The organism is Blastococcus sp. SYSU DS0617, from assembly GCF_054051075.1.
Genome location: NZ_JBJHAO010000003.1, coordinates 175,576 through 199,370 on the forward strand (window position 1 = coordinate 175,576; position 23,795 = coordinate 199,370).

23 protein-coding genes and 1 pseudogene are annotated in these 23,795 nt (G+C 74.0%); 16 read left to right on the top strand and 8 right to left on the bottom strand.

Annotated features, from left to right (window positions below; genetic code table 11):
- The first annotated feature begins 28 nt into the window (after positions 1-28).
- The 8 genes and pseudogenes from ACI793_RS05415 to ACI793_RS05450 all read left to right on the top strand — a co-directional run.
- Entirely contained in the window at positions 29-1,063 is a 1,035-nt protein-coding gene (locus ACI793_RS05415; protein WP_456605343.1) for a hypothetical protein, read from the top strand.
- Between the two features lie 219 nt (positions 1,064-1,282).
- Entirely contained in the window at positions 1,283-1,570 is a 288-nt protein-coding gene (gene rpsF / locus ACI793_RS05420; RefSeq protein ID WP_456605344.1) for a 30S ribosomal protein S6, read from the top strand.
- 2 nt (positions 1,571-1,572) lie between these two features.
- Positions 1,573-2,070, top strand: coding sequence for a single-stranded DNA-binding protein (locus ACI793_RS05425; RefSeq protein WP_456605345.1), 498 nt, complete (start codon positions 1,573-1,575; stop codon positions 2,068-2,070).
- Positions 2,071-2,111: 41 nt separating this feature from the next.
- Positions 2,112-2,348: a 30S ribosomal protein S18 gene (gene rpsR / locus ACI793_RS05430; RefSeq protein ID WP_026856604.1), complete on the top strand. Its 237-nt coding sequence runs from the start codon at positions 2,112-2,114 to the stop codon at positions 2,346-2,348.
- 2 nt (positions 2,349-2,350) lie between these two features.
- Positions 2,351-2,806, top strand: coding sequence for a 50S ribosomal protein L9 (gene rplI / locus ACI793_RS05435; protein WP_456605346.1), 456 nt, complete (start codon positions 2,351-2,353; stop codon positions 2,804-2,806).
- A gap of 656 nt (positions 2,807-3,462) precedes the next feature.
- Entirely contained in the window at positions 3,463-4,833 is a 1,371-nt protein-coding gene (dnaB, locus tag ACI793_RS05440; protein WP_456605347.1) for a replicative DNA helicase, read from the top strand.
- 41 nt (positions 4,834-4,874) lie between these two features.
- Positions 4,875-5,270 carry a nuclear transport factor 2 family protein gene (locus tag ACI793_RS05445; protein WP_456605348.1) on the top strand — a complete coding sequence of 132 codons (396 nt, stop codon included), beginning with the start codon at positions 4,875-4,877 and terminating at the stop codon, positions 5,268-5,270.
- Positions 5,271-5,311: 41 nt separating this feature from the next.
- A pseudogene (locus ACI793_RS05450) lies at positions 5,312-5,581 on the top strand (DUF7715 family protein); the annotation flags it as partial.
- A gap of 272 nt (positions 5,582-5,853) precedes the next feature.
- On the opposite strand, the gene ACI793_RS05455 reads toward ACI793_RS05450, so the two are convergent.
- Together ACI793_RS05455 and ACI793_RS05460 are read right to left on the bottom strand one after the other, a co-directional pair.
- Complete coding sequence (locus tag ACI793_RS05455) at positions 5,854-7,056, bottom strand: fatty acid desaturase family protein (RefSeq protein ID WP_456605349.1); 1,203 nt, start codon at positions 7,054-7,056, stop codon at positions 5,854-5,856.
- Between the two features lie 25 nt (positions 7,057-7,081).
- The gene (locus tag ACI793_RS05460; protein ID WP_456605350.1) at positions 7,082-8,191 is read right to left on the bottom strand and encodes a ferredoxin reductase; all 1,110 of its coding nucleotides are present in this window, start codon (positions 8,189-8,191) and stop codon (positions 7,082-7,084) included.
- Between the two features lie 94 nt (positions 8,192-8,285).
- Here ACI793_RS05460 and ACI793_RS05465 point away from each other — a divergent pair, with 94 nt between their 5' ends.
- The 4 genes from ACI793_RS05465 to ACI793_RS05480 are packed head-to-tail and all read left to right on the top strand — an operon-like array spanning position 8,286 to position 12,275.
- Positions 8,286-9,485 carry a PucR family transcriptional regulator gene (locus ACI793_RS05465; protein ID WP_456605351.1) on the top strand — a complete coding sequence of 400 codons (1,200 nt, stop codon included), beginning with the start codon at positions 8,286-8,288 and terminating at the stop codon, positions 9,483-9,485.
- A complete protein-coding gene (locus ACI793_RS05470) occupies positions 9,482-10,063 on the top strand; it encodes an RBBP9/YdeN family alpha/beta hydrolase (protein WP_456605352.1) in 582 nt (193 codons plus the stop codon). Before ACI793_RS05465 ends, ACI793_RS05470 begins: the two co-directional genes overlap by 4 nt.
- Positions 10,060-11,382, top strand: a complete 1,323-nt coding sequence (locus ACI793_RS05475) for a CoA transferase (protein ID WP_456605353.1) — start codon at positions 10,060-10,062, stop codon at positions 11,380-11,382. Before ACI793_RS05470 ends, ACI793_RS05475 begins: the two co-directional genes overlap by 4 nt.
- The gene (locus ACI793_RS05480; RefSeq protein WP_456605354.1) at positions 11,379-12,275 is read left to right on the top strand and encodes a hypothetical protein; all 897 of its coding nucleotides are present in this window, start codon (positions 11,379-11,381) and stop codon (positions 12,273-12,275) included. The genes ACI793_RS05475 and ACI793_RS05480 overlap by 4 nt, the downstream gene beginning before the upstream one ends.
- Positions 12,276-12,357: 82 nt before the next feature.
- Here the strand turns inward: ACI793_RS05480 and ACI793_RS05485 are convergent, their stop codons facing one another.
- The 4 genes from ACI793_RS05485 to ACI793_RS05500 are packed head-to-tail and all read right to left on the bottom strand — an operon-like array spanning position 12,358 to position 16,372.
- Positions 12,358-12,963: a class I SAM-dependent methyltransferase gene (locus ACI793_RS05485; RefSeq protein ID WP_456605355.1), complete on the bottom strand. Its 606-nt coding sequence runs from the start codon at positions 12,961-12,963 to the stop codon at positions 12,358-12,360.
- Between the two features lie 10 nt (positions 12,964-12,973).
- Complete coding sequence (locus tag ACI793_RS05490) at positions 12,974-14,533, bottom strand: FAD-binding oxidoreductase (protein WP_456605356.1); 1,560 nt, start codon at positions 14,531-14,533, stop codon at positions 12,974-12,976.
- On the bottom strand, positions 14,530-15,873 hold the full coding sequence (locus ACI793_RS05495; RefSeq protein WP_456605357.1) for a DNA polymerase IV: 1,344 nt from the start codon (positions 15,871-15,873) through the stop codon (positions 14,530-14,532). Before ACI793_RS05495 ends, ACI793_RS05490 begins: the two co-directional genes overlap by 4 nt.
- Positions 15,874-15,907: 34 nt before the next feature.
- Positions 15,908-16,372 carry a hypothetical protein gene (locus tag ACI793_RS05500; protein WP_456605358.1) on the bottom strand — a complete coding sequence of 155 codons (465 nt, stop codon included), beginning with the start codon at positions 16,370-16,372 and terminating at the stop codon, positions 15,908-15,910.
- A gap of 175 nt (positions 16,373-16,547) precedes the next feature.
- Between ACI793_RS05500 and ACI793_RS05505 the strand changes: the two genes are divergently transcribed.
- Together ACI793_RS05505 and ACI793_RS05510 are read left to right on the top strand one after the other, a co-directional pair.
- Positions 16,548-17,102: an NfeD family protein gene (locus ACI793_RS05505; protein WP_456605359.1), complete on the top strand. Its 555-nt coding sequence runs from the start codon at positions 16,548-16,550 to the stop codon at positions 17,100-17,102.
- The gene (locus tag ACI793_RS05510) at positions 17,099-18,634 is read left to right on the top strand and encodes a flotillin family protein (RefSeq protein ID WP_456605360.1); all 1,536 of its coding nucleotides are present in this window, start codon (positions 17,099-17,101) and stop codon (positions 18,632-18,634) included. The genes ACI793_RS05505 and ACI793_RS05510 overlap by 4 nt, the downstream gene beginning before the upstream one ends.
- A 10-nt stretch (positions 18,635-18,644) precedes the next feature.
- On the opposite strand, the gene ACI793_RS05515 is transcribed toward ACI793_RS05510, so the two are convergent.
- Entirely contained in the window at positions 18,645-19,523 is an 879-nt protein-coding gene (locus ACI793_RS05515; RefSeq protein WP_456605361.1) for a DUF3626 domain-containing protein, read from the bottom strand.
- Between the two features lie 105 nt (positions 19,524-19,628).
- Between ACI793_RS05515 and ACI793_RS05520 the strand changes: the two genes are divergently transcribed.
- A complete protein-coding gene (locus ACI793_RS05520) occupies positions 19,629-20,423 on the top strand; it encodes a hypothetical protein (protein ID WP_456605362.1) in 795 nt (264 codons plus the stop codon).
- A gap of 3 nt (positions 20,424-20,426) precedes the next feature.
- Here the strand turns inward: ACI793_RS05520 and ACI793_RS05525 are convergent, their stop codons facing one another.
- On the bottom strand, positions 20,427-22,166 hold the full coding sequence (locus tag ACI793_RS05525; protein WP_456605363.1) for a helicase: 1,740 nt from the start codon (positions 22,164-22,166) through the stop codon (positions 20,427-20,429).
- Between the two features lie 217 nt (positions 22,167-22,383).
- On the opposite strand from ACI793_RS05525, the gene ACI793_RS05530 reads away from it, so the two are divergent.
- On the top strand, positions 22,384-23,643 hold the full coding sequence (locus tag ACI793_RS05530) for a DUF3152 domain-containing protein (protein WP_456605364.1): 1,260 nt from the start codon (positions 22,384-22,386) through the stop codon (positions 23,641-23,643).
- The last annotated feature ends 152 nt before the right edge of the window (positions 23,644-23,795 follow it).

Consider the following 23,795-nt stretch of genomic DNA (forward strand, 5'->3'; position numbering starts at 1 on the left):
AGCAGGTCGAGTCGGAGGTTCGGGGCACATGGCAACCGGTCGCATCCACCGGAGCGCACGGCGCGGGGTCGCCGTCGCGGTCCTCGGCTGGCTCTCCGTCGCAGCCGCCTCCGTCGTGCTGGCCCCGGCGGCCGGCGCCGCGCCGGCCGTGACGGTCCCGATCCGCGACCTCACGCCGCCCGTCGTCTCCGTCGACGGCGGCGGCACGGTCACCTTCGTCAACGAGATCCAGGACAAGACCGTCCAGGTCGGCGGCGGCCTGCTGCCCGCGCTGGTCTCCGTCACCGCCAAGACCGAGGTCGCCCTCGGCCTGCCGTCCGGCCGGCGGGTGCTGGCGCCGGGGGCCTCGGTCACCGAGACGTTCGACCGCACCTGCCTGACCTGCTCGATCACCTACACCTACCGGCTGCAGAGCAACGCCTCGCTGACCTCGGTGCTCACGGACGCGGCGCTGGGCCTGCTGCCCCCGCTGCCCGCCCCCACGCCCTTCGTGGTCAACACGCTCGTCCCGCTGCCCAACCTGTCGGGCGTCAACGTCCCGCAGCTCCCGCCGCTGACCCTGCCCGCGCCTCCCGCCGGTGTGCTGCCCACTCCGCCGCCGCCGACCAGCACCCCGCCGTCCACCGCTCCTGTCCCGGCCCCTGCGCCGGCACCCGCCCCGGAGCCGACGGCCGCGCCGCCGGTCGAGGGCGTGCCCGGCAACCAGTACGCGTACCCGACCGGCGCGGGCGCCGCCCAGCTCAGTCCGGGCACGGACTCGGCCGGTGCGGCCTTCGACCCGTCCCGCTTCCTCGGGTCCGGCAGCAGCGCCACGGGTTCGGCCGGCTCGGGCTCCGGCGGTCTCGCCGGCACCTACGACGGCGCCACCGTCCCGGTGTTCGGTCAGCTGGCGGGGCTGAACGGGTCCGACCTCGACGAGGAGGGTTCGACCCTGGACACGACCGCCGACACCGCCGCCAGCGCCGCCCCGCTGCCGGCCGCCGCGCTGGTCGCGGTCGTCGCCCTGGCCGCCGTCAGCGCTGCGCTCGTCCGCACCCACCAGGCCTCCCGCGCCGCGAAGTAGCCCCGAGCCGTCGCCGCGGCCGCCGTCCCTCCCCGGGACGGCGGCCGCTGCCGTTCCCGGGCTCCTGTGGACGACGCCCGGGGCAGGGAGGCCGCGCACTGGTAGCCTGGGCCCGCGCGTTCCGGCACTCCACGAGCTCGTCGGGGCGCGCAACGCATGTACGACCCTCCTGCTGCAGATCCCCTGCGGCCGCTGAGACCAGAGGAGGTGGGGTTCTCCGTGCGCAATTACGAACTGATGATCATCCTCGACCCCGATCTCGAGGAGCGCACCATCGCGCCCTCGCTCGACCGGTTCCTGACCGTGGTCACGAACGCCGGTGGCACCGTGAAGACCGAGATCTGGGGCCGTCGCCGGATGGCCTACGAGATCGACAAGAAGCCCGAGGGCATCTACGCGATCATCGACATCCAGGCCGAGCCGGCCGCCGTCCAGGAGCTGGACCGGCAGCTGAACCTCAACGAGTCGGTGCTCCGCACGAAGCTGATGCGCCCCGAGGCCCACTGAGCATGGCCGGCGAAACCGTCATCACCGTCATCGGCAACCTGACGTCGGACCCCGAGCTGCGGTTCACGCCGTCGGGTGCCGCCGTCGCCAACTTCACCGTGGCGTCCACGCCGCGCACCTTCGACCGTCAGTCGCAGGAGTGGAAGGACGGCGAAGCGCTGTTCCTCCGGTGCAACGTCTGGCGCCAGGTGGCCGAGAACGTCGCCGAGTCCCTCACCCGCGGCTCGCGGGTGATCGTCAGCGGGCGGCTCAAGCAGCGCTCGTTCGACACGAAGGAAGGCGAGAAGCGCACCGTCATCGAGCTGGAGGTCGACGAGATCGGCCCCTCGCTGCGCTACGCCACCGCGAAGGTCACCAAGGCCTCCCGCGGTGAGGGTGGCGGCGGCTTCGGTGGCGGCGGCGGTGGCGGCGGCTTCGGCGGCTCCAGCGGCGGCGGTGGCGGCGGTGCGAGCGACCCCTGGTCGACGCCGGCCGGCCCCTCCGACGAGCCGCCCTTCTGATCCCTCGATCCCTCTTCCACTGAACTCTCTGGAGTACTCCGGTGCCCAAGCCACCCATTCGCAAGGTCAAGAAGAAGGTCTGCCAGTTCTGCAAGGACAAGGCGACCTACGTCGACTACAAGGACACGACGCTGCTGCGGAAGTTCATCTCCGACCGCGGCAAGATCCGTGCCCGCCGCGTCAGCGGTAACTGCAGCCAGCACCAGCGGGACGTCGCCGTGGCCGTGAAGAACAGCCGCGAGATGGCCCTGCTGCCCTACACCTCGACGGCGCGCTGATCATGAGCACTCTGAAGCTGATCCTCACGCAGGAGGTCACCGGTCTCGGGTCCTCCGGCGACACCGTCGAGGTCAAGGGCGGCTACGGCCGCAACTACCTCCTGCCCCGCGGGCTGGCCATCAAGGCCACCCGGGGTGCCGAGAAGCAGGTCGAGTCCCTCCGCCGGGCCCGCGCCACCCGTGAGGTGCGCTCGCTCGAGGAGGCGCAGGCCGTGGCCGGGCAGCTGTCCGGTCTCAAGGTCCGCGTGCCGGCCCGCGCCGGTGACGGCGGGCGCCTGTTCGGCCGGGTCACCACCGCCGACGTCGCCGCTGCGGTCACCGCGGCCGGTGGCCCGGAGCTGGACCGCCGTCGCATCGAGCTGCCCAGCAGCATCAAGACCACGGGCCAGCACACCGTCACCGTGCGGGTGCACCCCGAGGTCAGCACCTCGCTGCCGATCGAGGTCGTCGCCGGCTGAACCGGCTCAGCGCGCCCTGAGCGCGTGCACCGTCCCCGAGGGGCGTCGGACCACGGTCCGGCGCCCCTCGTGGCGTTCCCGGGCACCTCAGGGGCCGGAGGGGCGTGCGCCGTTCCGCCCGGGAGATGGCCGATGTCGCACGCCCACGGGGCCGCTGCCGTGCGGGACCGCCGACGTCGCACTCCCGCGCGGTCGAGGCCGTGCCGATGTCGCCGATGTCGCCGCGTCGGCCTCCCCCGCCGGTGGAGCCGGCGGTGGACTCGGGGCTCTGCGCGGCTCCCCCTCGTCCCGTCGACACCACGCGTGCCAGCGGCGGAAAAAACTTTCCGGGAACTTCCTGTCCACAGGCCTGGGACGACGTCCGCGCAGGTGACCGGCTCGTGGCCGGAAGCCGACCCCAGCGTGTCCCCGGCCGTCTCCACATGTCGACACGCCTCCGTCCACCGACTTGTCCACATGTTGTGCAGATCGAGGTGTTGGACGCCGCCGCTCCGGGTTCCTAACGTCCCTCCCAGCTGCCGCCGGGCACGAACTGTCAGTGCCCGGCGGTAGCAATCATCCGAACACTCGTTCGGTACGGCGGCGCCCGCCGAACTCCCGGCTTCCCCACGGTGAGTGGCTCGCGGGCGCGCCCGCAAGGATGTGGAGGTATCCCCGTGGCGGTGGCCGACGAGTACAGCCGGCCGATGGCGTCGGCGCCGGAGTACGACCGGCAGCCCCCGCAGGACGTGCAGGCCGAGCAGTCGGTGCTCGGCGGCATGCTGCTGAGCAAGGACGCCATCGCCGACGTCGTCGAGGTGCTGCACGGCGCCGACTTCTACCGTCCGGCGCACCAGATCATCTTCGACGTCGTCCTGGACCTGTACGGCCGCGGCGAGCCGGCCGATGCGATCACCGTCGCCGCGGAGCTCAACCGGACCGACCAGCTGTCGAAGATGGGCGGCGCGGTCTACCTGCACACGCTCATCCAGTCGACGCCGACGGCCGCGAACGCCGGCTACTACGCCGCCATCGTCGCCGAGCAGGCCGTGCTGCGGCGGCTGGTCGAGGCCGGCACGCGCGTGGTGCAGCTCGGCTACGGCGCGGCCGGTGGGCGCGGCGACGTCGACGACATCGTCGACCGCGCGCAGCAGGAGATCTACGACGTCACCGAGAAGCGGATGAGCGAGGACTACTCCCGTCTCGCCGACGTCCTGCAGCCCACGATGGACGAGCTCGACGCCATCGCCTCCCGCGGCGGGGTGAGCCGGGGCGTGCCCACCGGCATCCGCGACCTCGACGAGCTGACCAACGGCCTGCAGGCCGGCCAGATGATCGTCATCGCCGCCCGACCCGGTGTGGGCAAGTCGACGCTGGGCCTGGACATCGCGCGCTCGGCGTCGGTCAAGCACCACATGCCCGCCGCCATCTTCTCGCTCGAGATGAGCAAGCACGAGATCACCATGCGTCTGCTGTCGGCCGAGGCGAAGGTCCCGCTGCACCACATGCGTGCCGGCTCGCTCAGCGACGAGGACTGGTCGAAGCTCGCCCGCCGGATGGGCGAGATCGCCGATGCGCCGCTCTACATCGACGACTCGCCGAACATGACCATGATGGAGATCCGGGCCAAGGCCCGTCGGCTCAAGCAGCGCAACGACCTCAAGCTCATCGTCATCGACTACCTGCAGCTGATGACCTCGGGCAAGAAGGTGGAGAGCCGCCAGCAGGAGGTCTCGGAGTTCTCCCGCGCCCTGAAGCTGCTGGCCAAGGAGCTCGAGGTCCCGGTCATCGCGATGTCACAGCTCAACCGTGGCTCGGAGCAGCGTCAGGACAAGAAGCCGATGCTGTCCGACCTCCGTGAGTCCGGCTCGATCGAGCAGGACGCCGACATGGTCATGATGATCCACCGCGAGGACATGTACGAGAAGGAGTCCCCGCGGGCCGGCGAGGCCGACATCATGCTGGTCAAGCACCGCAACGGCCCGACCGCGAACGTCACGGTGGCCTTCCAGGGCCATTACAGCCGCTTCGTGGACATGGCCAGCTGATCCCCGGCGGGACGGCCCGGTCGGCGGGCGGAGGAGGGACCGTGCACGAGGAGCCGTCGCGGGTGACCGACCCCGCGCTCGCGGCCGTGCGGAACGAGCTGGCGGCGCGGGAACCGCTCTTCCACCACCCGGAGCTCGGCACCTCGGCCGAGGAGCTGGACCGCCAGGCGGCGGCCGAGTTCGAGGAGGTGGGTGCGTCCGGGCGGCGGTACAGCCGCGAGTTCGTCCTGGCGACCGTCCGCGAACGGCACGAGCGCGGCGGAACGGACGACCCCTGGGAGACCGGCGACTTCCACTGCCTGCCCGTCGGGCCGGAGACCTACCTGCTGACCTACGACCTGCGACAGGGCAGCCGGCTCACCCGCCGGGCGACCATCTGGCGGCGCACGGCGGACGACTGGGAGGTCGTCTACCACCAGGGCACCCTGGTGAGCTGAGGGTCGCCCGAACTGTCGGACCCGCCCGCCAGGGTGGCGCCATGTTGCTGCTGACTGCGACCCGCGACGGTCAGGGTGACCGCGACGGGGACTTCTGCCATGCCATCGAGGGCGAGCTGGTGTTCGCCGGGTTCGTCTGCGCCACCGATCGGAGGGATCCGGCGGGTGGCTGTGGCTGCGGACGGGCGTTCTCGGGGCTGAACTCCCTGCGGGCCACCACGACCGCGCTGGTGCGGGACCTCGACCTGACCTACGACGACGTCCGCACGGCGCTGGAGGCCCACTTCGTGGCCGCCGGCATGGGGCCCGACGTGCTCGGCGCAGTGGACTTCGAGGACATGCTGGAGATGAGGTCGAGCAGACCATCCGCTACGCCCAGGTCTGGCCGCCGGGGACCGTCGTCGGCCGGCGGCTGGACTCCGTGCACCTGCGGTCGCCGGTGGTCCGCTGACCATCGGTTCCACGGGAAACATCGCCGGCTGCGCGGCGGCCCGCCACGACGGGTGGAGCAGAAAGCCCGAGGGGCCCAGAACCATCGCGGTTCTGGGCCCCTCGGGTACACCGGTCCGTGGACCGGCGTGCGTCAGGCGGCCGCGGGGCGGGCCTGCAGGGCGCGGCGCACCTTCTTGCCACCCGTCGTCATCTTCCAGAGCTTGCCCAGCTGGGAGGGCAGGTTCGAGGGCCGCGTCTCGGCCAGCCAGTCGTTGGGCAGCGACAGCCGGATCACCTTGTGCCAGGCGGAAGCGACCTGCTGCGGCAGCGGCGCCGAGTGGTACGTCAGGCCGTAGCGGTCGAAGATGTCCTTCACCCGCGGGGCGATCTCGGCGTACCGGTTGCTGGGCAGGTCGGGGAACAGGTGGTGCTCGACCTGGTGGCTCAGGTTGCCGGTCAGGATGTGCATGGCCTTGCTGCCCGAGATGTTCGCCGAGCCGAGCATCTGCCGCAGGTACCACTCGCCGCGGGTCTCGCCGTCGATGGAGGCCTTCTCGAAGGTCTCGACGCCCTCGGGGAAGTGCCCGCACATGATCACCGAGTGCGACCACAGGTTGCGGACGACGTTGGCGGTGAAGTTCGCGGCCAGGGTGGGCAGGAACGAGGGACCCGACAGCGCGGGGTGCAGGACGTAGTCCTTGGTCGCCTGGTTGCGGATCTTCTTCAGCACCTGCTTGGTGGCGGCGCGGAACTCAGGGTTCGAGCGGCGCTTCTTCGTCGCCAGGTTCTTGCCCAGCTCGAGGTCGTAGGCCGCGATGCCGTACTCGAAGAAGCAGGCGTTGACGAAGTTCCACACCGGCTGGGCCAGGTACAGCGGGTGCCACGGCTGGTCCTCGTCGACGCGCATGATGCCGTAGCCGAGGTCGTTGTCCTTGCCGATCACGTTCGTGTACGTGTGGTGCAGCTCGTTGTGCGAGTGCTTCCACTGCGCGGCGGGGCTGGCCATGTCCCACTCCCACGTCGTCGAGTGGATCTTCGGGTCCCGCATCCAGTCCCACTGGCCGTGCAGGATGTTGTGCCCGATCTCCATGTTCTCCAGGATCTTGGCCAGCGAGAGCCCGACGGTGCCCACGAACCAGGCCGGCGGGAACATCGAGACGAGCAGGACGGCGCGGCTGCCCAGCTCGAGCTTGCGCTGCACGTCGATGACGGTCCGGATGTACTTGGCGTCGTCCTCGCCGAGGCTGTCGCGCACCTCCTGGCGGATGGTGTCGAGCTCCTTGCCGATGAGCTCGATGTCCTCGGCGGAGAGGTGGGCGATCGGGTTCTCGGGCTTCTTCTGGATGACGGTCATGGTGCGACTCCTCGGGCTCGGACGGTCAGTGGTCGATGGAGCAGGCGCCGGCGGGGGCGCTGATGCAGGTCTGGACGAGGACGCCGTCGCCGACGTCCTCCGCGCTGGTGATCTCGCCGTTGCGCAGGTCGCGGACCGCGCCCTCGCGCAGGGGGAGGACGCAGCCGTAGCAGATGCCCATGCGGCAACCGCTCGGCATGAGCACGCCGGCATCCTCGGCGGCGTCGAGGATCGGCGTGGTGCCCTCGACCTCGATGGTCGTGCCGTTCTTCTCGAAGGTGACCGCGCCTCCCTCGCCGGCGCCGGCCAGGATGCGGGGGCGGAAACGCTCGGTGTAGAGGCGATCGGCGATGCCCACCGACGCCCAGTGCTCCTCGAGGGCCTCGAGCATGCCCACGGGCCCGCAGGCCCAGGTGGCGCGCTCGTGCAGGTCGGGCACCAGCTCGGCGATGGAGCGGGCGTCGAGCATCCCGGCGCTGTCGGTGTGCTGCTCGATCAGCCGGATCCGGCCGTCGGCGGCCAGCTGCCGCAGCTCGGCGCCGAAGACGACGTCGTCGGCGGTGGGTGCCGAGTGCACCAGGACGGTGTCGGCCAGCGATTCCGCGTGGTTGCGCAGGATGCCCATGACCGGGGTGATGCCGGACCCGGCGGTGACGAACAGCGCCTTGGCCGGGACCTCCTCCGGGAGGCAGAACTCCCCGGTGGCCTGGTCGAGCTGGATGATCGTGCCCGGCTGCACGCGGTGCACCAGGTGGTTGGACACCTTGCCGTCGGGGATGGCCTTCACGGTGATGGTGAAGCAGCCGTCGGCGCGGCCGAGCACCGAGGTGATCGAGTAGGCCCGCCACTGGCGGACGCCGTCGATGTCGATGCCGATGCGGACGTACTGGCCGGGGACGTGCGGCAGCCAGTCCTTGCCGGGGCGGATCACGATGCTGGCCGCGTCCCGCGTCTCGCGGTGCACGGCCTCGATGCGGCCGCGGAGGGCCGCGCCGGACCGGAGCGGGTCGAACAGGTCGAGGTAGTCGACGGGCAGCAGAGGCGTGGTCACCATCTCGGCCAGCCGCACGGCCCGCTCACGGAGCGTGGCCAGGGGCGACCGCACCGAGGTCGGGCGGGGAACGGTCGTCGTCATACCTAGAGGTTGTCCAACCTGCACATCAGTTACCTGTGTGACGGACGTGAATCAGCCGCTATGTTCTGTTCTCTGCGAACAAGAGAGGCGCGGCATGGCGGACCCAGCACTGAGCATCCCGGCCCCGGTCGCCGACGAGATGCGACGTGAGCTGCCGGCGGTCGCCGAGCAGACGGTCGCCGCGATCGTCGTCGAGGTGCCCAGCTACACCGACGCGTTCAGCGGCGAGATGGGCCGGAACATCGAGAACGCCGTCCAGCTCGCCCTCGGCGGCTTCCTGGAGCTGGCGTCCGACGGCGGGCACGGCGACGCCAGCACGCCCATCCAGCCGGCGCTGGACGGCGCCTACGCGCTGGGCCGGGGCGAGGCCCGCAGCGGTCGGTCGATGGACGCGCTGCTCGGTGCCTACCGGGTCGGCGCACGGGTGTCCTGGCGGCACATGGCCGACAGCGGGGTGCGGGCCGGTCTCTCCGCGGAGCAGCTCGCCCACTTCGCGGAGCTGGTCTTCGCCTACATCGACCAGCTGTCGGCCTCGAGCGTCGCGGGCCACAGCGACGAGCTGGCCACCACGGGGCGGGTGCGGGAGCGCTACCGCGAGCGGCTGGCCAACGTGCTCCTCGGCCACGGGTCGCGCCAGGAGAAGGAGGCGGCCGCCGAGCGGGCCGACTGGCCGCTGCCGCGGACGCTGACGGCGGTGATCGTGCCGGAGGCGCGGGTGCGGACCGCGCTCGGCTCGCTGGACGCGCGGACCCTGCGGCCCACCGAGGAGGTGCCCGGCGCCGGCGCCTCCGGCGAGCTGGTGACCCTCCTCGTCCCGGACGCCGAGGGCCGCTCCCGGCCGGCGCTCATGCGTTCCCTGCGCGAGGCGGAGGCGGTGGTAGGTCCCGCGCGGCCGTGGGACGAGGTCGACGCCTCCTACGCGCGGGCGCTGCGGGCGCGGCAGCTGGGGTGGACGGCGGCCGAGGGCGGTCCGCTGGACACCGAGGCACGACTGGCCGAGCTCGTCCTGCGGGCCGACGAGTCCGCCCTGGCCGACCTGCGGGCCCAGGCGCTCGCCCCGCTGGACGGGCTGAGCGAGAGCGCCCGGGAGAAGCTGACCGAGACGCTGCGCTCGTGGCTGCTGCACCAGGGCCGGCGTGACGCCGTCGCCGCGGAGCTCTTCGTGCACCCGCAGACCGTGCGCTACCGGATGACCCAGCTCCGCCAGTTGTACGGTCCGCGCCTGGAGGACCCGGGCACCGTGCTGGCGCTGGTGCTCGCGCTGGGTGTGGAGCCCGCGAGGACGGACGGGTGAACGTCCTGATCGTGCACGGGTGGGAGAACCGCCGGCCGGAGGGGCACTGGCAGCGCTGGCTGGCCGAGCGGCTCGCCGGCGACGGGCACGAGGTGCGGTACCCGCAGTTCCCGGAGCCCGACGTCCCGGTGATCGGCGACTGGCTGGACCTCCTGCGGTCGGAGCTGGGCGCCCTCGGGAGCGACGGCGAGCGGGTCCTGGTGTGCCACAGCCTCGCCGTCCTGCTGTGGTGGCAGGCGGTGCCCACGCTGGGGGCGCTGCAGCCCGACCGGGTGCTGCTGGTGGCGCCGCCGTCGGCCGACGTGCTGCGCGAGCACCCCGAGGTGGCGGCCTTCGCCCCGGCCGGCATCGAGACGACGCCGCTCCCGGCGGACCTGCGCGCGCGGGTGCGGCTGGTGGCGAGCGACGACGACCCCTACTTCCCGGGCGGTGCGGCGGCGCTGTACGCCGGCACCTTCGGCATCGACGCCGACGTGATCCCCGGCGGCCGGCACCTGGACCTGCCCGCCGGCTACGGCTCGTGGCCGTCGGTCCGGGCGTGGTGCACGGACCCGTCGGTGCGCATCGAGGCCCGGTGAGTGCGCTCGTCGCCGCGGTGGCGCGGGAGACCGGCGTGCCGATGGACGTCCCGGTCGAGGTGCACGGGGAGACCGGGCTGGGCGGACCGCTCGCCGTGTCCGGGCTCGTGCTCGGCGCGGTCGCGGCGCAGCTCGCCGCGGCGCGGGTGCTCACCGGGGACCGCGCTCCGGTCCGGCTCGACGCGGCGCATGCCGGCCTGGCGGTGCGCAGCGAGCGGTACGCCCGGCTGGGTGGGCGTCCGGTGGGCATGGGCTTCGCGCCGCTGTCCCGGTTCTGGCGGACCGCCGACGGCTGGCTGCGGCTGCACGGGAACTATCCGCACCACCGGGCGGCTGCGGCCGCGGTCCTCGGCTCGGACGACGTCGACGCGGTGGCGGCCGCGGCGAGCGGATGGGCGGCCGAGGAGCTGGAGAGCGCGGTGGTCGCGGCCGGAGGTGCCGCGGCCGCCGTCCGGACGCCGGAGGAGTGGGCGGGCTCTCCGCAGGGGCGTGCGGCGGCCGGGCTGCCGCTGCTGAGCCTGCGCCGGGTGGCCGAGGGTGCGCCGCGGCGACGTGCGCTGCGCGGACTGCGGGTGCTGGACCTGACGCGGGTCATCGCCGGGCCGGTGGCGACGCGGGTGCTGGCCTCGCACGGCGCGGACGTGCTGCGGGTGGACGGGCCCCGGCACCCCGATCTGCGGGACGGCCTGGTGGACACCGGCGCCGGCAAGCGGCACGTGGTGCTGGACCTGGCCGACGCACGGGAGCGGGCGCGGGTGGAGGAGCTGCTGGCGGTGGCGGACGTGGTGGTGCAGGGCTACCGGCCGGGCGCGCTGGAGGCCTTCGGCATGGATCCCGCGGCGCTCGCGGAGCGGCACCCGCACCTGGTCGTCGTCCGGCTGTCGGCGTGGGGGCTGCGCGGGCCGTGGGCGGACCGGCGGGGCTTCGACTCGCTGGTGCAGGCCGCGACGGGCATCGCGATGCTGTACGGGACGCCGGAGGAGCCGGGGGCGCTGCCGGCGCAGGCGCTGGACCACGCGACCGGCTACCTGGCGGCCGCGACGGTGCTGGCGGCGCTGGTGCGGCAGCGCGACGAGGGCGGCGGCTGGTACGGCGAGCTGTCGCTGGCGCAGACCGCGCACGAGCTGCTGGCCGCCCCGCGGGACCCGTCGGCGCCGGCCCCGGCGCCCGATCCCGGCCCCTACCTGCACCGGCTGGACTCGGCCGACGGCCCCGTCGAGGTCGTCGCGCCGCCCGGTTCTCCACCGTGGACGACGGCGGCCGTGCTGCCGCCGGCGGCTGCCCCGGTCTGGCACCCCCGGGCAGGATCGTCGCCGTGACCGTGGACCTCTCCGCCGCCGCCGCGTTCCTGGCATCCGCCGGCCGGCTGCTCGACCGCCGCCGCTTCGACCTGCTGACCGGGTCGGGGGATCCCGGCGCCGTGGTCGCCGCCGTCGACGGCTACCGGAACGCCGACGGTGGCTACGGCTGGGGTCTGGAGCCGGACCTGCGCTCGGGGAGCAGCCAGCCCGGCGGTGCGCTGCACGCGCTGGAGGCGTTCGCCGACCTGGCGCCGGCCACGACGCCGCGGGCCGCGCAGGTCTGCGACTGGCTGGCCTCGGTCTGCCTGCCCGACGGCGGGCTGCCGTTCGCGCTGCCGGTGCCCGATCCGGCGGCGTGCGCACCGTTCTGGGCGCAGGCGGATCCGACGACGTCCTCGCTGCAGATCACCGCCGTGGTGGCGGCGACCGCCCACCTGGTGGCGGCGGCGGACCGGGCGGTGGCGGAGCACGCGTGGCTCGCGCGGGCGACGGCGTACTGCCTGGGCGCCATCGCGGCCCTGGACGCGTCGGTCAACGCCATGGAGTTGGCCTTCGCGGTGCAGTTCCTCGACGCGGCGGGCCGTTCCGGTGCGGCCTCGGACGAGGCGCGGGCGCTGCTGGACGGGTTGCGAGAGCTGATCCCGGCCGACGGGACGCTGCACGTGGCCGGGGGCGCCGAGGACGAGTTCATGCGGCCGCTGGACTTCGCGCCCCTCCCCGGTGGGCCGGCCCGGGAGCTCTTCGCGCCGGCCGTGGTGGACGCCGAACTGGACCGGCTGGCCGCGGGGCAGCAGCCCGACGGCGGCTGGACCGTCGATTTCGACAGCTACTCCCCCGCCGCCGCCCTGGAGTGGCGCGGCCACCGGACGGTGAACGCGCTGGTCCTGCTGCGCGCGAACGGCCGCCTCTGACCCCTGCCCCCGGTCGACGTGGAGCGCCGATGCGCCGTCCTGCCGCCGCGAGTGGCGCATCCGCGCACCCTGTCGGCGGGCCTCAGACCGGGCGCAGCACCGCGACGAGGAAGTCGGCGTCCGGGGTGAAGGGCCGCAGGTCCCAGGTGGACAGCAGCAGGTCCTCGGCCCAGCCGGTGGCCCGCGCGTCGGCCAGGAACTCGTCGAACTCGTAGCCCCGGCCGGCCCCGAAGCCGATCGCGGCGCGCCCGTCGGCGGCGACGTGGCCCCGCATCCGGCGCAGCACGTCGGTCCGGGTGCTCTCGGCCAGGAACGTCATGACGTTGCCGGCGCACACGATGGCGTCGAAGGCGGCGTCGATCCCCTGCGCGGGCAGGTCGAGCTCGGCCAGGTCGCCGACGAGCCAGCGCGGGCCCGGGTGGTCCTCCTCGGCCGCGGCGATCAGCACCGGGTCGGCGTCCACCCCCACCACCGAGTGCCCGACGTCGTGCAGGAACGCGCCCACCCGGCCGGGCCCGCAGCCGGCGTCGAGCACCCGCGAGCCGCGCGGCAGCATCGCGTCGACCAGCCGCGCCTCGCCGACGAGGTCCATCCCCTGCTCCGCCAGCGTGCGGAACCGCTGCACGTAGGCGGCCGAGTGCTCCGGGTCCTCCTCGGTCATCCGCAGCCACGCGTTCTGTTCGGTCACGGGTCCCGTTCTACACGGGGTCCAGCAGGACGCCGGGGTTGAGGACGCCGGCCGGATCGAGCGCCCCCTTCGCGGCCCGCAGCGCGGCGGCGAACGGCTCGGGGCGCTGCCGGTCGTAGCCGGGGCGGTGGTCGCGGCCGACGGCGTGGTGATGGGTCACCGTGCCGCCCAGCCGGGTCAGCACCTCCATGGCGGCGGTCTTGACGTCGTCCCACATGGCGACCTCGGAGCCGGGCCGGCCGATGCCCACCACCGTGAAGTAGGGCGCCGGCCCGTCGGGGTAGACGTGGGTGAACCGGCAGTTGACCAACCCAGTGGCGCCCGTGACCTCCTGCAGCGCGGCGCCCACCTCGTCCTGCACCGCCGCGTACAGCTCCTCGACGCGGTCCCACGTGGTCGCCGTCTCGAAGGTCTCCACGATCGCGCTCATCCGCGCCAGCCCGTCGCGGCCGTAGGGCGCCCGCAGGAACGACGACCGCCACGCGTCGGCCGTCGCGTCCCGGGCGCCCTCGCGACGCGGGGCGACGACCCCGCCGGCGTCGCGGGCCAGGCCGGTGAGCTCCTCCAGCCGGCTCTCCACCGGGTGCGCCGCCGACTCGACCCCCAGTACCAGCACGCAGCCCCCGGACGTCGAGGCGCCGGAGGTGGCCGCCTCGCCGGTGTCCAGCAGCCGGCAGTTGGCGGGGGCGAGCCCCGACTGCGCGATGGTGCGGACGGCGCCGATCGCCGTCGCCATGTCGGGGAAGGTCACCGACGCCGAGGCCTTGAAGCGGGGCCGGTCCTGCAGGCGCATCCACGCCTCGGTGATCACGCCCAGCGTGCCCTCGGAGCCGAGGAACATCCGGTCCGGCGACGGGCCGGCACCCGAGCCCGGCAGCCGCCACGACTCGCTGATGCCGACCGGTGTGACCACGCGCATCGACTCGACCAGGTCGTCGATGTGCGTGAGCACCGTGGCGTAGTGGCCGCCGGCCCGGGTGGCCAGCCAGCCGCCGAGCGTGGAGAACTCGAAGCTCTGCGGGAAGTGCCGCAGCGTCAGGCCGTGCGGGCGCAGCTGCTCCTCGAGCACCGGCCCGAGCGCCCCGCCCTGGATGCGGGCCGCGCGGCTGACCCGGTCGATCTCCAGGACCCGGTCGAGCGCGGTGAGGTCCATCGACAGCCACGGCCGGTCGCCGCGGTACTCGACGCCGCCCACCACCGAGCTCCCGCCGCCGAAGGGCACCACCACCACGCCGGCCGTGGACGCCCAGTCGAGCAGCCGCACCACGTCGTCCTCGTCCGCCGGGTGGGCGACGGCGTCCGGGGCGCCCGGCAGCTCGCCGGACAGCGCCCGGACGACGTCGCGGTAGGCCTTCCCGTAGGCGTGCCGGGCCCGGTCGTCGTGGTCGGTGGACACGGGCAGCCCGTCCGGCGCGGTCACCCGGGACGTGGGCAGGACGACGTCGGCCAGCCGTGGGACCGGGCGCGGGCGGTCGGGCAGCCCGGGCAGCGCCGCGGCGCGGGCGATGCACTCCTCGTCGTTCAGCGCCTGGTCGGTGGTGCCCCAGCCCCACCACGAACGTTCCGTCATGCCGGCGGCCTCCAGTCGGGGGGATCGGCGGCCTGCAGCAGCGGGTCGTCCGCGGCGAGTGTGCGCACCGGTCCCGGTGTGGTCAACGGCCCCTCGAAACGGACCGTCACCCGGCCCAGCCCGCGGCCCCACACCCAGCCGGCGCCCAGGTCCTCGTGTCGCACGTCCTGCCCCGGCCACCAGCGCTTGTCGGCGGGCAGCGGCGGCTCGGGAGGGGCGTCGTCCGGCACGGCCTCCTCGGTGGCGGCCATCGGCGAGCCGTCGTCGTCCTCGGCGAAGAGGTCGCCCTGGGCGTAGAGCGACAGACCGGACACCCCGACGCCGAGCAGCCGCAGGCCGCCCTCGGCGCCGGCGTCGGCCAGCAGCCGGCGGGCGATCGCGGCGATCTGGCGGGGGTCGTCGGTCGGCTGGGGCAGCGTCTGCGAGCGGGTGAGGGTGGTGAAGTCGTAGCGGCGCAGCTTGAGCGTGACCGTGCGGCCGGAGAACGCCGAGTCCCGCAGCCGCTTGCCCACGCGGGTGGCCATCGAGTCGATCTCCCGGCCGAGGACGGCGAGGTCGGTGAGGTCGCGTTCGAAGGTCTCCTCGTGCGACACCGACTTCGCCTCGCGGTCGGGCACCACGGCGCGCTCGTCCTCCGCGCGGGCCAGCGCGTGCAGGCCGGCCCCGTGCGCCCGGCCGGCGAGCGCGACCAGGTCGGCCAGCGACTTGGCGGCCAGGTCGCCCACGGTCTTCACGCCGACCTGGTGCAGCCGCTCCGCCGTCGCCGGGCCGACGCCGCCCAGCCGGGTCACCGGCAGGGGGTGCAGCAGGTCCAGCTCCGTGCCCGGCGGCACGACGACCAGCCCGTCGGGCTTGTGCAGGTCCGAGCCGATCTTGGCGACGAGCTTCGACGACCCGATGCCCACCGAGCCGGTCACTCCCCCGGTGGCCGCGGCGATGCGGGCCTTGAGGGACCGCCCCAGTTCCGTCACACCGTCCACCGAGAGGTCGTGTCCGCCGGCGGCCAGGTCGACGTAGGCCTCGTCGATCGAGACCGGCTCGACCAGCGGTGACAGCTCGCGCAGCAACCCCATCACGACGTCGGACGTCCGGCGGTAGGCGGCGAACCGGCCGCCCAGGAACGCCGTGCCCGACGGGCAACGCCGCCGGGCCTCCGCCGTCGACATGGCCGAGCGGGCGCCGTAGGCCCTGGCCTCGTAGGACGCCGTGGCGACGACGCCGCGCCCGCCGACGCCGCCGACGACGACCGGCCGCCCGCGCAGCGAGGGCTTGTCCCGCTGCTCGACCGCGGCGAAGAAGGCGTCGAGGTCGAGGTGCAGGATGCTCGCCTCGCGCCTCACTCCCCCATTGTCGGCGCTGCTGGGTCGGCCGCGGTCACCCCGCCGGGTCGAGCAGCTGGTCGAACACCGCGCCGGTGGCCTGGGCCTGGACGTACTTGTCGACCACGTCGACCACCCAGTCCCCGCCCGACCACCGCAGCGGGCGGTACAGCCCCAGGGCGGTGTTGGCGACGAGGTCGCCGGCGTAGACCACGGCGAAGACGCTGTGCACCGCCCGCTGTCCGCGCAGGCCCCGGGCGGCGGCCACCGCGTAGGCCGTGCCCCACAGGCCGGACAGGGCGAAGTGTGCGGCGTAGTTCAGGCGCTTCCGTCCGGTGGAGGAGCGGGGGTGGACCGGCGTCACCGTCTCGGCGAGGTCCGCCGGGGCGAAGCTGTCCCGTCGCCCGGTCAGCGGCATCTCGATCAGCTTCTGGAAGGCCGTCATCACCACCGTGCCGGCGAGGCCGGCGACGAGGCCGCGTGGCAGCAGGGTGGCGGTGGACGTGGGAGGCGTGGCCATGCGGCGGCCGGTACCCCGTCCGCCGGCCCTTCATGTGGAAACGGGTGCTGCGGCAGCCTGCCCCCGCCACCCGAGCGCCGCCGGAGGCCCCGTTCACCCGACGGTGGATTTCCTTGCCGCTGCCGTGCCGCAACTGGAAGGGTGCTGGTCACAGGCCGACGGGAGGGCGCACGGAGTGGCAGCGGTCTTCCTCGTCATCGGCGTCCTCGGCCTGGTCGTGCTCGTCCTCTCGCTGTTCGTCGGCGAGATCGGCGACCTGGGCATCGGCGACGTCGACGCCGACGGACCCTTCTCGGTGCCGGCGATCGCGGCCCTGCTCGGCGGGATCGGCTTCGGCGGTGCGGCCGCCACCAGTCTGCTGCCCGGCGACCTGCCCGACGCCGTCGCCGCCCTGCTCGCGCTGGCCGTGGGCCTCGCGGTCGCCGTCCCGCTCGCGTGGGGGGCGATCCGGCTGTCCCGCGCGCTGAAGGACATGCCGACCCAGCCGACGCTGACCCGCCACTCCCTCGTCGGCGCCCAGGGCGTCGTCGTCTCCGCCGTGCCCAGCCCGGGCTACGGCGAGGTGCGGCTGACCCTCGCCGGCCAGCAGCTCAAGTTCTCCGCCCGCAGCGACGTACCGCTGCCCACCGGGACGCCGGTCTACGTGGTCGAAGCCCTCAGCGACACCGCGGTCGAGGTCGTCTCGACCGCCCCCGAAGCCCATCCCCTGCCCGGAGGCGAATCCCCGTGACGCTGGTCTACGCCATCGGCGGCATCGCCGTCCTGGTCGTCCTGCTGGTCCTGCTCGTGCTCTCCCGCATCAAGGTGGCGGGCCCGAACCAGGCGTTCCTGGTCACCGGCCGGCAGGGGCGGCAGGTGACCAGCGAGTCCGGCGTCGTCTCCCGCGACTCCTCGGGCCAGAAGGTGGTGATGGGCGCGAGCGTCTTCGTGCTGCCCGTCGTCCAGAAGCTGCACACGATGGACCTGTCCAGCCGCCGGATCCCGGTCGGCATCCGGGGCGCGGTGTCCAAGCAGGGCGTGAAGTGCGACCTCGAGGGCGTCGCGATCGTCAAGGTCGGTGGCACCGAGGACTCCATCCGCGCCGCCGCGCAGCGGTTCCTGAACCAGCAGGAGGGCATCGACACGTTCACCTCGGAGGTGCTGGCCGGTGCGCTGCGTTCGATCGTCGGCCGGCTGACCATCGAGGAGATCATCCGCGACCGCGCGGCGTTCGCCTCCGCCGTCGCCGAGGAGGCCGAGTCCTCGCTGACCGGCCAGGGCCTGGTCCTGGACACCTTCCAGCTGCAGGACATCCAGGCGGAGGGCTCCTACCTCGCCGACCTCGGGCGCCCCGAGGCCGCGCGGGTGCTCAAGGAGGCCAGCATCGCCGAGGCGCGGGCCCGGCAGGCGTCCCAGCAGGAGCAGCTGCTGGCCGACGAGGCCATCGCGATCTCGCAGCGGCAGCTGGCGCTGAAGCAGGCCGAGATCACCGCCGAGACCGACGCCGCCAAGGCGCGGGCCGCCGCGGCCGGTCCGCTCGCGCAGGCCGCGCAGGACCAGGCGATCCTCATGGAGCAGGAGAAGGTCGCCGAGCGGACGGCGGCGCTGACCGAGCGGCAGCTGGACACCCAGGTGCGCCGCCCCGCCGACGCGCAGCGCTACAAGGTCGAGCAGGAGGCGGAGGGGCGCAAGAACACGGCGATCCTCACCGCCGAGGCGCAGCGACAGGCGACCATCGCTGCCGCGCAGGCCGCCGCCGAGCAGGCCAAGCTCTCCGGTGAGGGCGAGCGGGCCCGCCGCTCGGCCCTGGCCGACGCCGAGGCGATCGAGGGCGCCAAGCGCGGTGAGGCGGAGAAGCTGCGCCGCCAGGCGATCGCCGACGCCGTCGAGCGGGAGGGTGCCGCCGAGGCGGCCGCGATCCTGGCCCGCGGTCAGGCCGAGGCCGAGTCGATGGACGCCCGCTCCGACGCCTTCGCCAAGTACGGCGAGGCGGCCATCCTGGAGATGCTGGTCAAGGTCCTGCCCGACGTCGTCGGCGCGGCCGCCGCGCCGCTGTCGGCCGTGGAGAAGATGACCGTCATCTCCACCGACGGCGCGGGCTCACTCGGCAAGTCCGTCGCCTCCAACGTGGCGCAGGGTCTGCAGCTCTCCGGCGACATCACCGGCATCGACGTCGCCGCGCTGCTGCGCCGGCTGGGCGGCGCCACCGGTACCGACGGCGTCACGCGCGTCCCGATCTCCGCCGACGGCGACGGCGCCGCGCAGAACGGCAGCTCCGCCTGACGCCGATAGCTCAGCCCTCGAGCGGCGTCCCGAACCGGGCGACGCAGTGCCACACGCGCTTGAGGTCCTGCGGGTCCTCGACGGCCGCCTGCGCCGCGCGGCCGATGATCGCGGCGTCGAGCAGCCCGGCCTCCGCGATCCGGCGGCCGACGTCGACCGTGCGAGGGCCCCGGAACAGAGGGTGCGTGGCGAGCGATTCCACCGTCAGCCGCCGTCCTTCGTGCCACTCCACGGGGACGCCGAGCGCCCGGGCCCGGGACTCGGTCGGCGAGCCCCGGAAGCAGGGATCGAGGACGACGGCCTCCACGTCCGCCGCCAGGTGGACGGGGCCGTGGACGTGCGCCTCGACGTAGTCGTCGAGCAGCCCGCCCTCGGTGGCCTCGATCTCGTCGGTGAGCGGGCGCGCCTCGAACCGCTCGACGAGAGGGAAGAGCCCGAACCGGTCGGCGGTCGCCATCGTGGTGGGCTCGAAGACGGAGTCCGGGAAGCAGAAGGTGGTGCGGTCCAGGACAGCTCCGGTCAGGCGGAGGTGTGCCGAGCCGAACCGGGGAGCCGCGCCGATGCGCCGACGGCGGTGGTTCAACCCCCCGTACTTGGGGCGCTCGGCGGCCGGGGCGTCGTCGTAGGCGTGCCCGAACATGCGCTGCTCCCAGCCCCAGCGGGCGCCGCCGGGGTGCGCGGTGAGCCCGCCGTTGCTGGTGCCGGTCTCGAACTGCGACCGGTATCGGCCGTCGCGGGCCAGCCGGTCCAGCACGGTGGCGCCGTCCACCAGTCGGTCCGGGTGGAAGTTGAGGGTCACGCGCAGGGACCGGTCCAGGGGCTCGCCCGACGCCGACCGCGCCACGTGCGCCACGGCCAGCCGGGCCGAGAGCGTGGAGGGCGGGGGCACGACGCGATCATGGCATCGCGCGGTCGACGCGGAGCGTGGCGGAAGTGCTCGACGCCGCCACTCGCTGCGACTACACATGCGAGCCATGTCAGGACGACGAACTCCGTGATGCGTCCACGCGGTGCCGCGGCCGTCTGCGCCCTCGTCGTGGCCGCCGGCGCGGGCTGCGGCGCGCAGGAGCCCGAGCCGACGGCGCGGGAGCCGCTGCCCACGATGTCGGTCACCGGGTCCCTCGTCATGGAGGTGGTCCCGACCGCCGACGAGCTGATCAGCGACTCCTACGTGGTCGCGCGGGGCCGGTTCACCGGGGAGCCCGCCGTCGTCCACACGCAGCACGACGAGGGCACGGTCACGCACCAGGTGGTGTGGGAGTTCGTGCCGGACGAGGTGTACCGCGACGTCCGGGTCCCCGACGCTCCGGCGCGGCTGGCCGACGAGCGACGTGGCACCTTCCTCGTCGGTGCGAGCGTGAACGACGTCGGCGCCATGCGCGGGGACCTGCCGGTCGAGGCCTTCCTCGGCACCCGGCCCAGCACGTACAACCTCAACAGCTACCTCGTCGACCAGCCGGTCCACGTCTTCCTCCGGCCGGGTGCGCTGCCCAGGGACGTGGTGCAGCAGCAGCCGGAGCTGGCGGACACCTGGGTCATGGCGGCGCCGGGACACTGCTATGCCGTCGACGACCTCGCCGAGTCCTGCGCCTACGTGGCCGACAGCCCGGGAGGGCAGCCGGTGGCGGCGGTCGAGCCCGGGGGCCTGACGCCCCGTGGCCTGACGGCGGAGGCGGTGGAGAGCTCCGGCTCGGTCCCGGCCGTGGTCGGGTCCGACTACTTCACGGACTCCCAGCCCATCGACGGCACGCGTTACCGCGTGCTCGAGGGCGGCGGAGGCGAGGGCTGACGCTCAGCTCTCGCTGAGCGCCGTCGCGGGCAGCCAGTCGGCCTCGAGCAGCTCGGCGATCTCCTGCAGCGCCGAGGTGTCGGCACCGGCCGTCGAGCCGGTGACCGCCAGCCGCTCCACCATCACCCGGGCGACCTGCTCCTCCACCGTGTCCTCGGCGAACGCGACCAGCCACGGTGAGGTCCTCCCGTCGCGGTGCGTGCGACCGGTGACCTGGCGGGCCTGGATGCCGGAGAACCGCGGCTGGTGGAACAGCCCGACCCGCGGCAGCTCGGAGGCGTGCGACCCGTCGGGCAGCAGCTCCCCGGCGTGCAGGCTGATCGAGGCGGTCACGGTGAACACGCACACCTGCGCCTCGCCCCGCTGGAAGCGCAGCCGTTCGGCCTCCACGTCGAACCGGTCCCGCCCGTAGATCCCGGCCACCTCGATGCCGGCCGCCAGCAGCGCCTCGCGGATCGGGTCGGCCGCGGTCTCCACGAACTCCACCGACACCGTCACCTGCCGCTCCGACTCGACCTGCGCCTTGACCCAGTCGACCGTGGCCTGGACCCGGATCAGCCCCGCCTTCTGCCGGAAGCGCAGCAGCGCGGCCCGACCCCGGGCGGTCTGCCGGGAGCGCCGTGCCAGCTGCATCTCCGCCCGGAACTCCGACCACTCCGCCTCGTAGGACGCCCGCTCGGCCGGCGTCAGCGCCACCGGGGCCCCACCCACCGACACCGCGCCCCAGGGCGCGGGACGGTGCAGCGTCGCCGGCGGCTCGGCCTCGGCCAGCCAGCCCTGCAGCGTCGCGAGATCGGCCCGTCGCTCGTCGGCGTCCTCGGTCCACTGCCAGCCGTAGCGGCCACGTTCCACGTGGAACCCTCGCGCGGCCAGGCGCGCGGGGAGGTCGGCCCAGTCCTTCAGCGGGTCCCCGTGCTGGGCGGCGAACTGCGGCGCCAGGTAGGGCAGCTCCAGCGGGGTGTGCGCCGGCGTCGCGGTGCAGGCCAGCACGTAGGGCGCGTCCTTGACGCGGGCGGCGCCGGACACGGCCTTCCAGTGCTTCCAGCGCTGCGTGGTCGTGTGCCGCACCATGTGCGCCTCGTCGGCGACGACGACGTCGAACCGCGCGCCGGTCGCCCGTTGCACCGCCGCCACCTTGCCCAGCCGGTCCCAGGTGGTGACGCACCAGCGCAGGCCGCCGTCGCCGAACCCGGCGATCGAGCGGGACCAGTGCGGGATCGTGATCGCTGCTGGCCGGTCGGCCACGACCAGCACCCGCCGGACGTCGCGCTGCTCGGCGATGGCCTTGACGGCCAGGATCGCCGTACCGGTCTTGCCGACGCCGGGGTCGTCCCCGAGCAGGAAGACCCGCCCCCCGGCTGCCGCGTGGGCGGCCACGACGTCGGCGCCGTCGCACTGCTGGTCGCGCGGGGTCAGCGGGCGCGCGCCGGGCAGCGGGCGCGGGGAGTCGTTGAGCTCGTCCTCGACGAAGCGCTCGAAGCTGTAGGGCGGCGGGTCGTAGGGCACGAGCGCGGCGGGCAGCTCTCCGCCGACCCAGACGTGCGCCTGCAGCCCGGCGTGCCAGACCGCGCCCGGGGCCGGGGCGCGGAACGGCACGGCCAGCACCCAGACCCGCTGCCCCGGCCCTGCGACGGGCAGCTCGGGCGCGGCCTTGCTGGGTCTGGCGGCCGCACGCGTGCGCGGCGCGGCCGCCCGGGTGCGGGTCGTGCTGCGGCTACTGGTGCTCCGGCGCCGTCCCGGCATCGTGTGTCCCCTTCGTCGGTCCTCGGCACGGTAGAGGCAGGGGGAGACGCCCGTGCGCAGGCGTTGGACGTGCCGTCGGGCGATTCGTCACGGGATCGACATCGACCGGGCAGGGGTGGATGCGATAGACCAGGTGACGACAGAAGCCGGACAGCCTCCGGGTGCCGGCTCCGACGTCGACCGGATGCGTGGGCGACCGTCCACGCCGGAGAATCCCATGACCAGAGCTGCTCGCATCGTCCTCAGCCTCGTCGTCGCCCTGGCCGCAGTCGTGCTGACCCCGACCGGAGCCTCCGCCGCCGAGCGGACGGTCACCTACACCGTCTCCACACGGGGCGGGGTGGCCGCCGACCCCGGGCAGTTCGCGGCCGTCGCCCGCGACGCCCTGAGCGATTCCCGCGGGTGGAGCCTGGGCGGCACCCTGGCGTTCCAGCAGGTGGGCTCCGGCAGCGACTTCGACCTGATCCTGGCGTCCCCGTCGGTGATCGCGAACGCGGCGCCCGGCTGCAGCGCCCAGTGGAGCTGCCGGGTGGGACGCTCGGTCTACATCAACGACGAGCGCTGGCGGTTCGGCACCGACGCCTGGACGCACAGCCTGGCCGACTACCAGCGCTACGTGATCCTGCACGAGGTCGGGCACTGGATCGGCATCCCGCACACCGACTGCCCGGCCCAGGGCCGCACGGCCTGGGTGATGCAGCAGCAGTCGATCTCGCTGCAGGGCTGCCTGGCCAACGTGTGGCCGGTCATCGCCGAGCAGGAGCGGGCGGGGCAGCGCATGGGCGTCTCGGTGAACTGGTCGGCGATCGAGCGGCGCTACCGGGACCTGGGACAGGCAGGCGGCCTGCTCGGCGGCCCGGTGACCTGGGAGCTGCCGACGCCGGGCGACCGCGGCTGGATGCAGCACTACAACCGCTCCGACGGCGCGTCGATCTACTGGTCGCCGTCGACCGGAGCGCACGAGATCTACGGCGGGATCCGGTCCCGCTGGGCCCAGACGGGCTGGGAGCTGGGCCCGCTCGGCTTCCCGGTGACCGGTGAGCTGCCGACCCCGGACGGGACGGGGCGGATGAACCACTTCGCGGGTTCCGGCGGTGGGTCCATCTACTGGCACCCGTGGACCGGCGCCCACGAGGTCTACGGGGCCATCCGGGCGAAGTACGGCCAGCTGGGCTGGGAGCGGGGCCGGCTCAGCTACCCGGTGACCGGTGAGCTGCCGACGCCGGACGGGGTGGGCCGGTTCAACCACTTCGCGGGTTCGGGCGGTGCGTCCATCTACTGGACCCCGAGCACCGGTGCGCACGAGGTCTACGGCGCGATCCGGGGGCGCTGGGCCGAGCAGGGCTGGGAGCGCGGATCGCTGGGCTACCCCGTCAGCGGCGAGTACGACGTGCCCGGCGGCCGGCAGAGCGACTTCCAGGGCGGCTCGATCCGCTGGAACGCCTCGACCGGCGCCACGGAGGTGCTCCCCCGCTGACCGCGTGGCCCCTGGTGCGCAGGAGGCGGTGGCCGCCGCTCCTGCGTGTCGGAGCCCGCGGTGCCTCCCCGGCTGCCCCTAGCGTGCCGCCGCAGTGCCGGACGCCTCCTGGGCCCGGCCGGCTGCGGGCGGACCCGCGGCCCACCACGCGG

Excerpts from the sequence above, each read along its gene's own strand:
- ACI793_RS05415 (WP_456605343.1), top strand. The coding sequence starts at position 29 with ATGGCAACCGGTCGCATCCACCGGAGCGCACGGCGCGGGGTCGCCGTC.
- ACI793_RS05425 (WP_456605345.1), top strand. The coding sequence starts at position 1,573 with ATGGCCGGCGAAACCGTCATCACCGTCATCGGCAACCTGACGTCGGAC.
- rplI (WP_456605346.1), top strand. The coding sequence starts at position 2,351 with ATGAGCACTCTGAAGCTGATCCTCACGCAGGAGGTCACCGGTCTCGGG.
- ACI793_RS05455 (WP_456605349.1), bottom strand. The coding sequence starts at position 7,056 with ATGACCGTCATCCAGAAGAAGCCCGAGAACCCGATCGCCCACCTCTCC.
- ACI793_RS05460 (WP_456605350.1), bottom strand. The coding sequence starts at position 8,191 with ATGACGACGACCGTTCCCCGCCCGACCTCGGTGCGGTCGCCCCTGGCC.
- ACI793_RS05465 (WP_456605351.1), top strand. The coding sequence starts at position 8,286 with ATGGCGGACCCAGCACTGAGCATCCCGGCCCCGGTCGCCGACGAGATG.
- ACI793_RS05490 (WP_456605356.1), bottom strand. The coding sequence starts at position 14,533 with ATGACGGAACGTTCGTGGTGGGGCTGGGGCACCACCGACCAGGCGCTG.
- ACI793_RS05500 (WP_456605358.1), bottom strand. The coding sequence starts at position 16,372 with ATGGCCACGCCTCCCACGTCCACCGCCACCCTGCTGCCACGCGGCCTC.
- ACI793_RS05525 (WP_456605363.1), bottom strand. The coding sequence starts at position 22,166 with ATGCCGGGACGGCGCCGGAGCACCAGTAGCCGCAGCACGACCCGCACC.
- ACI793_RS05530 (WP_456605364.1), top strand. The coding sequence starts at position 22,384 with ATGACCAGAGCTGCTCGCATCGTCCTCAGCCTCGTCGTCGCCCTGGCC.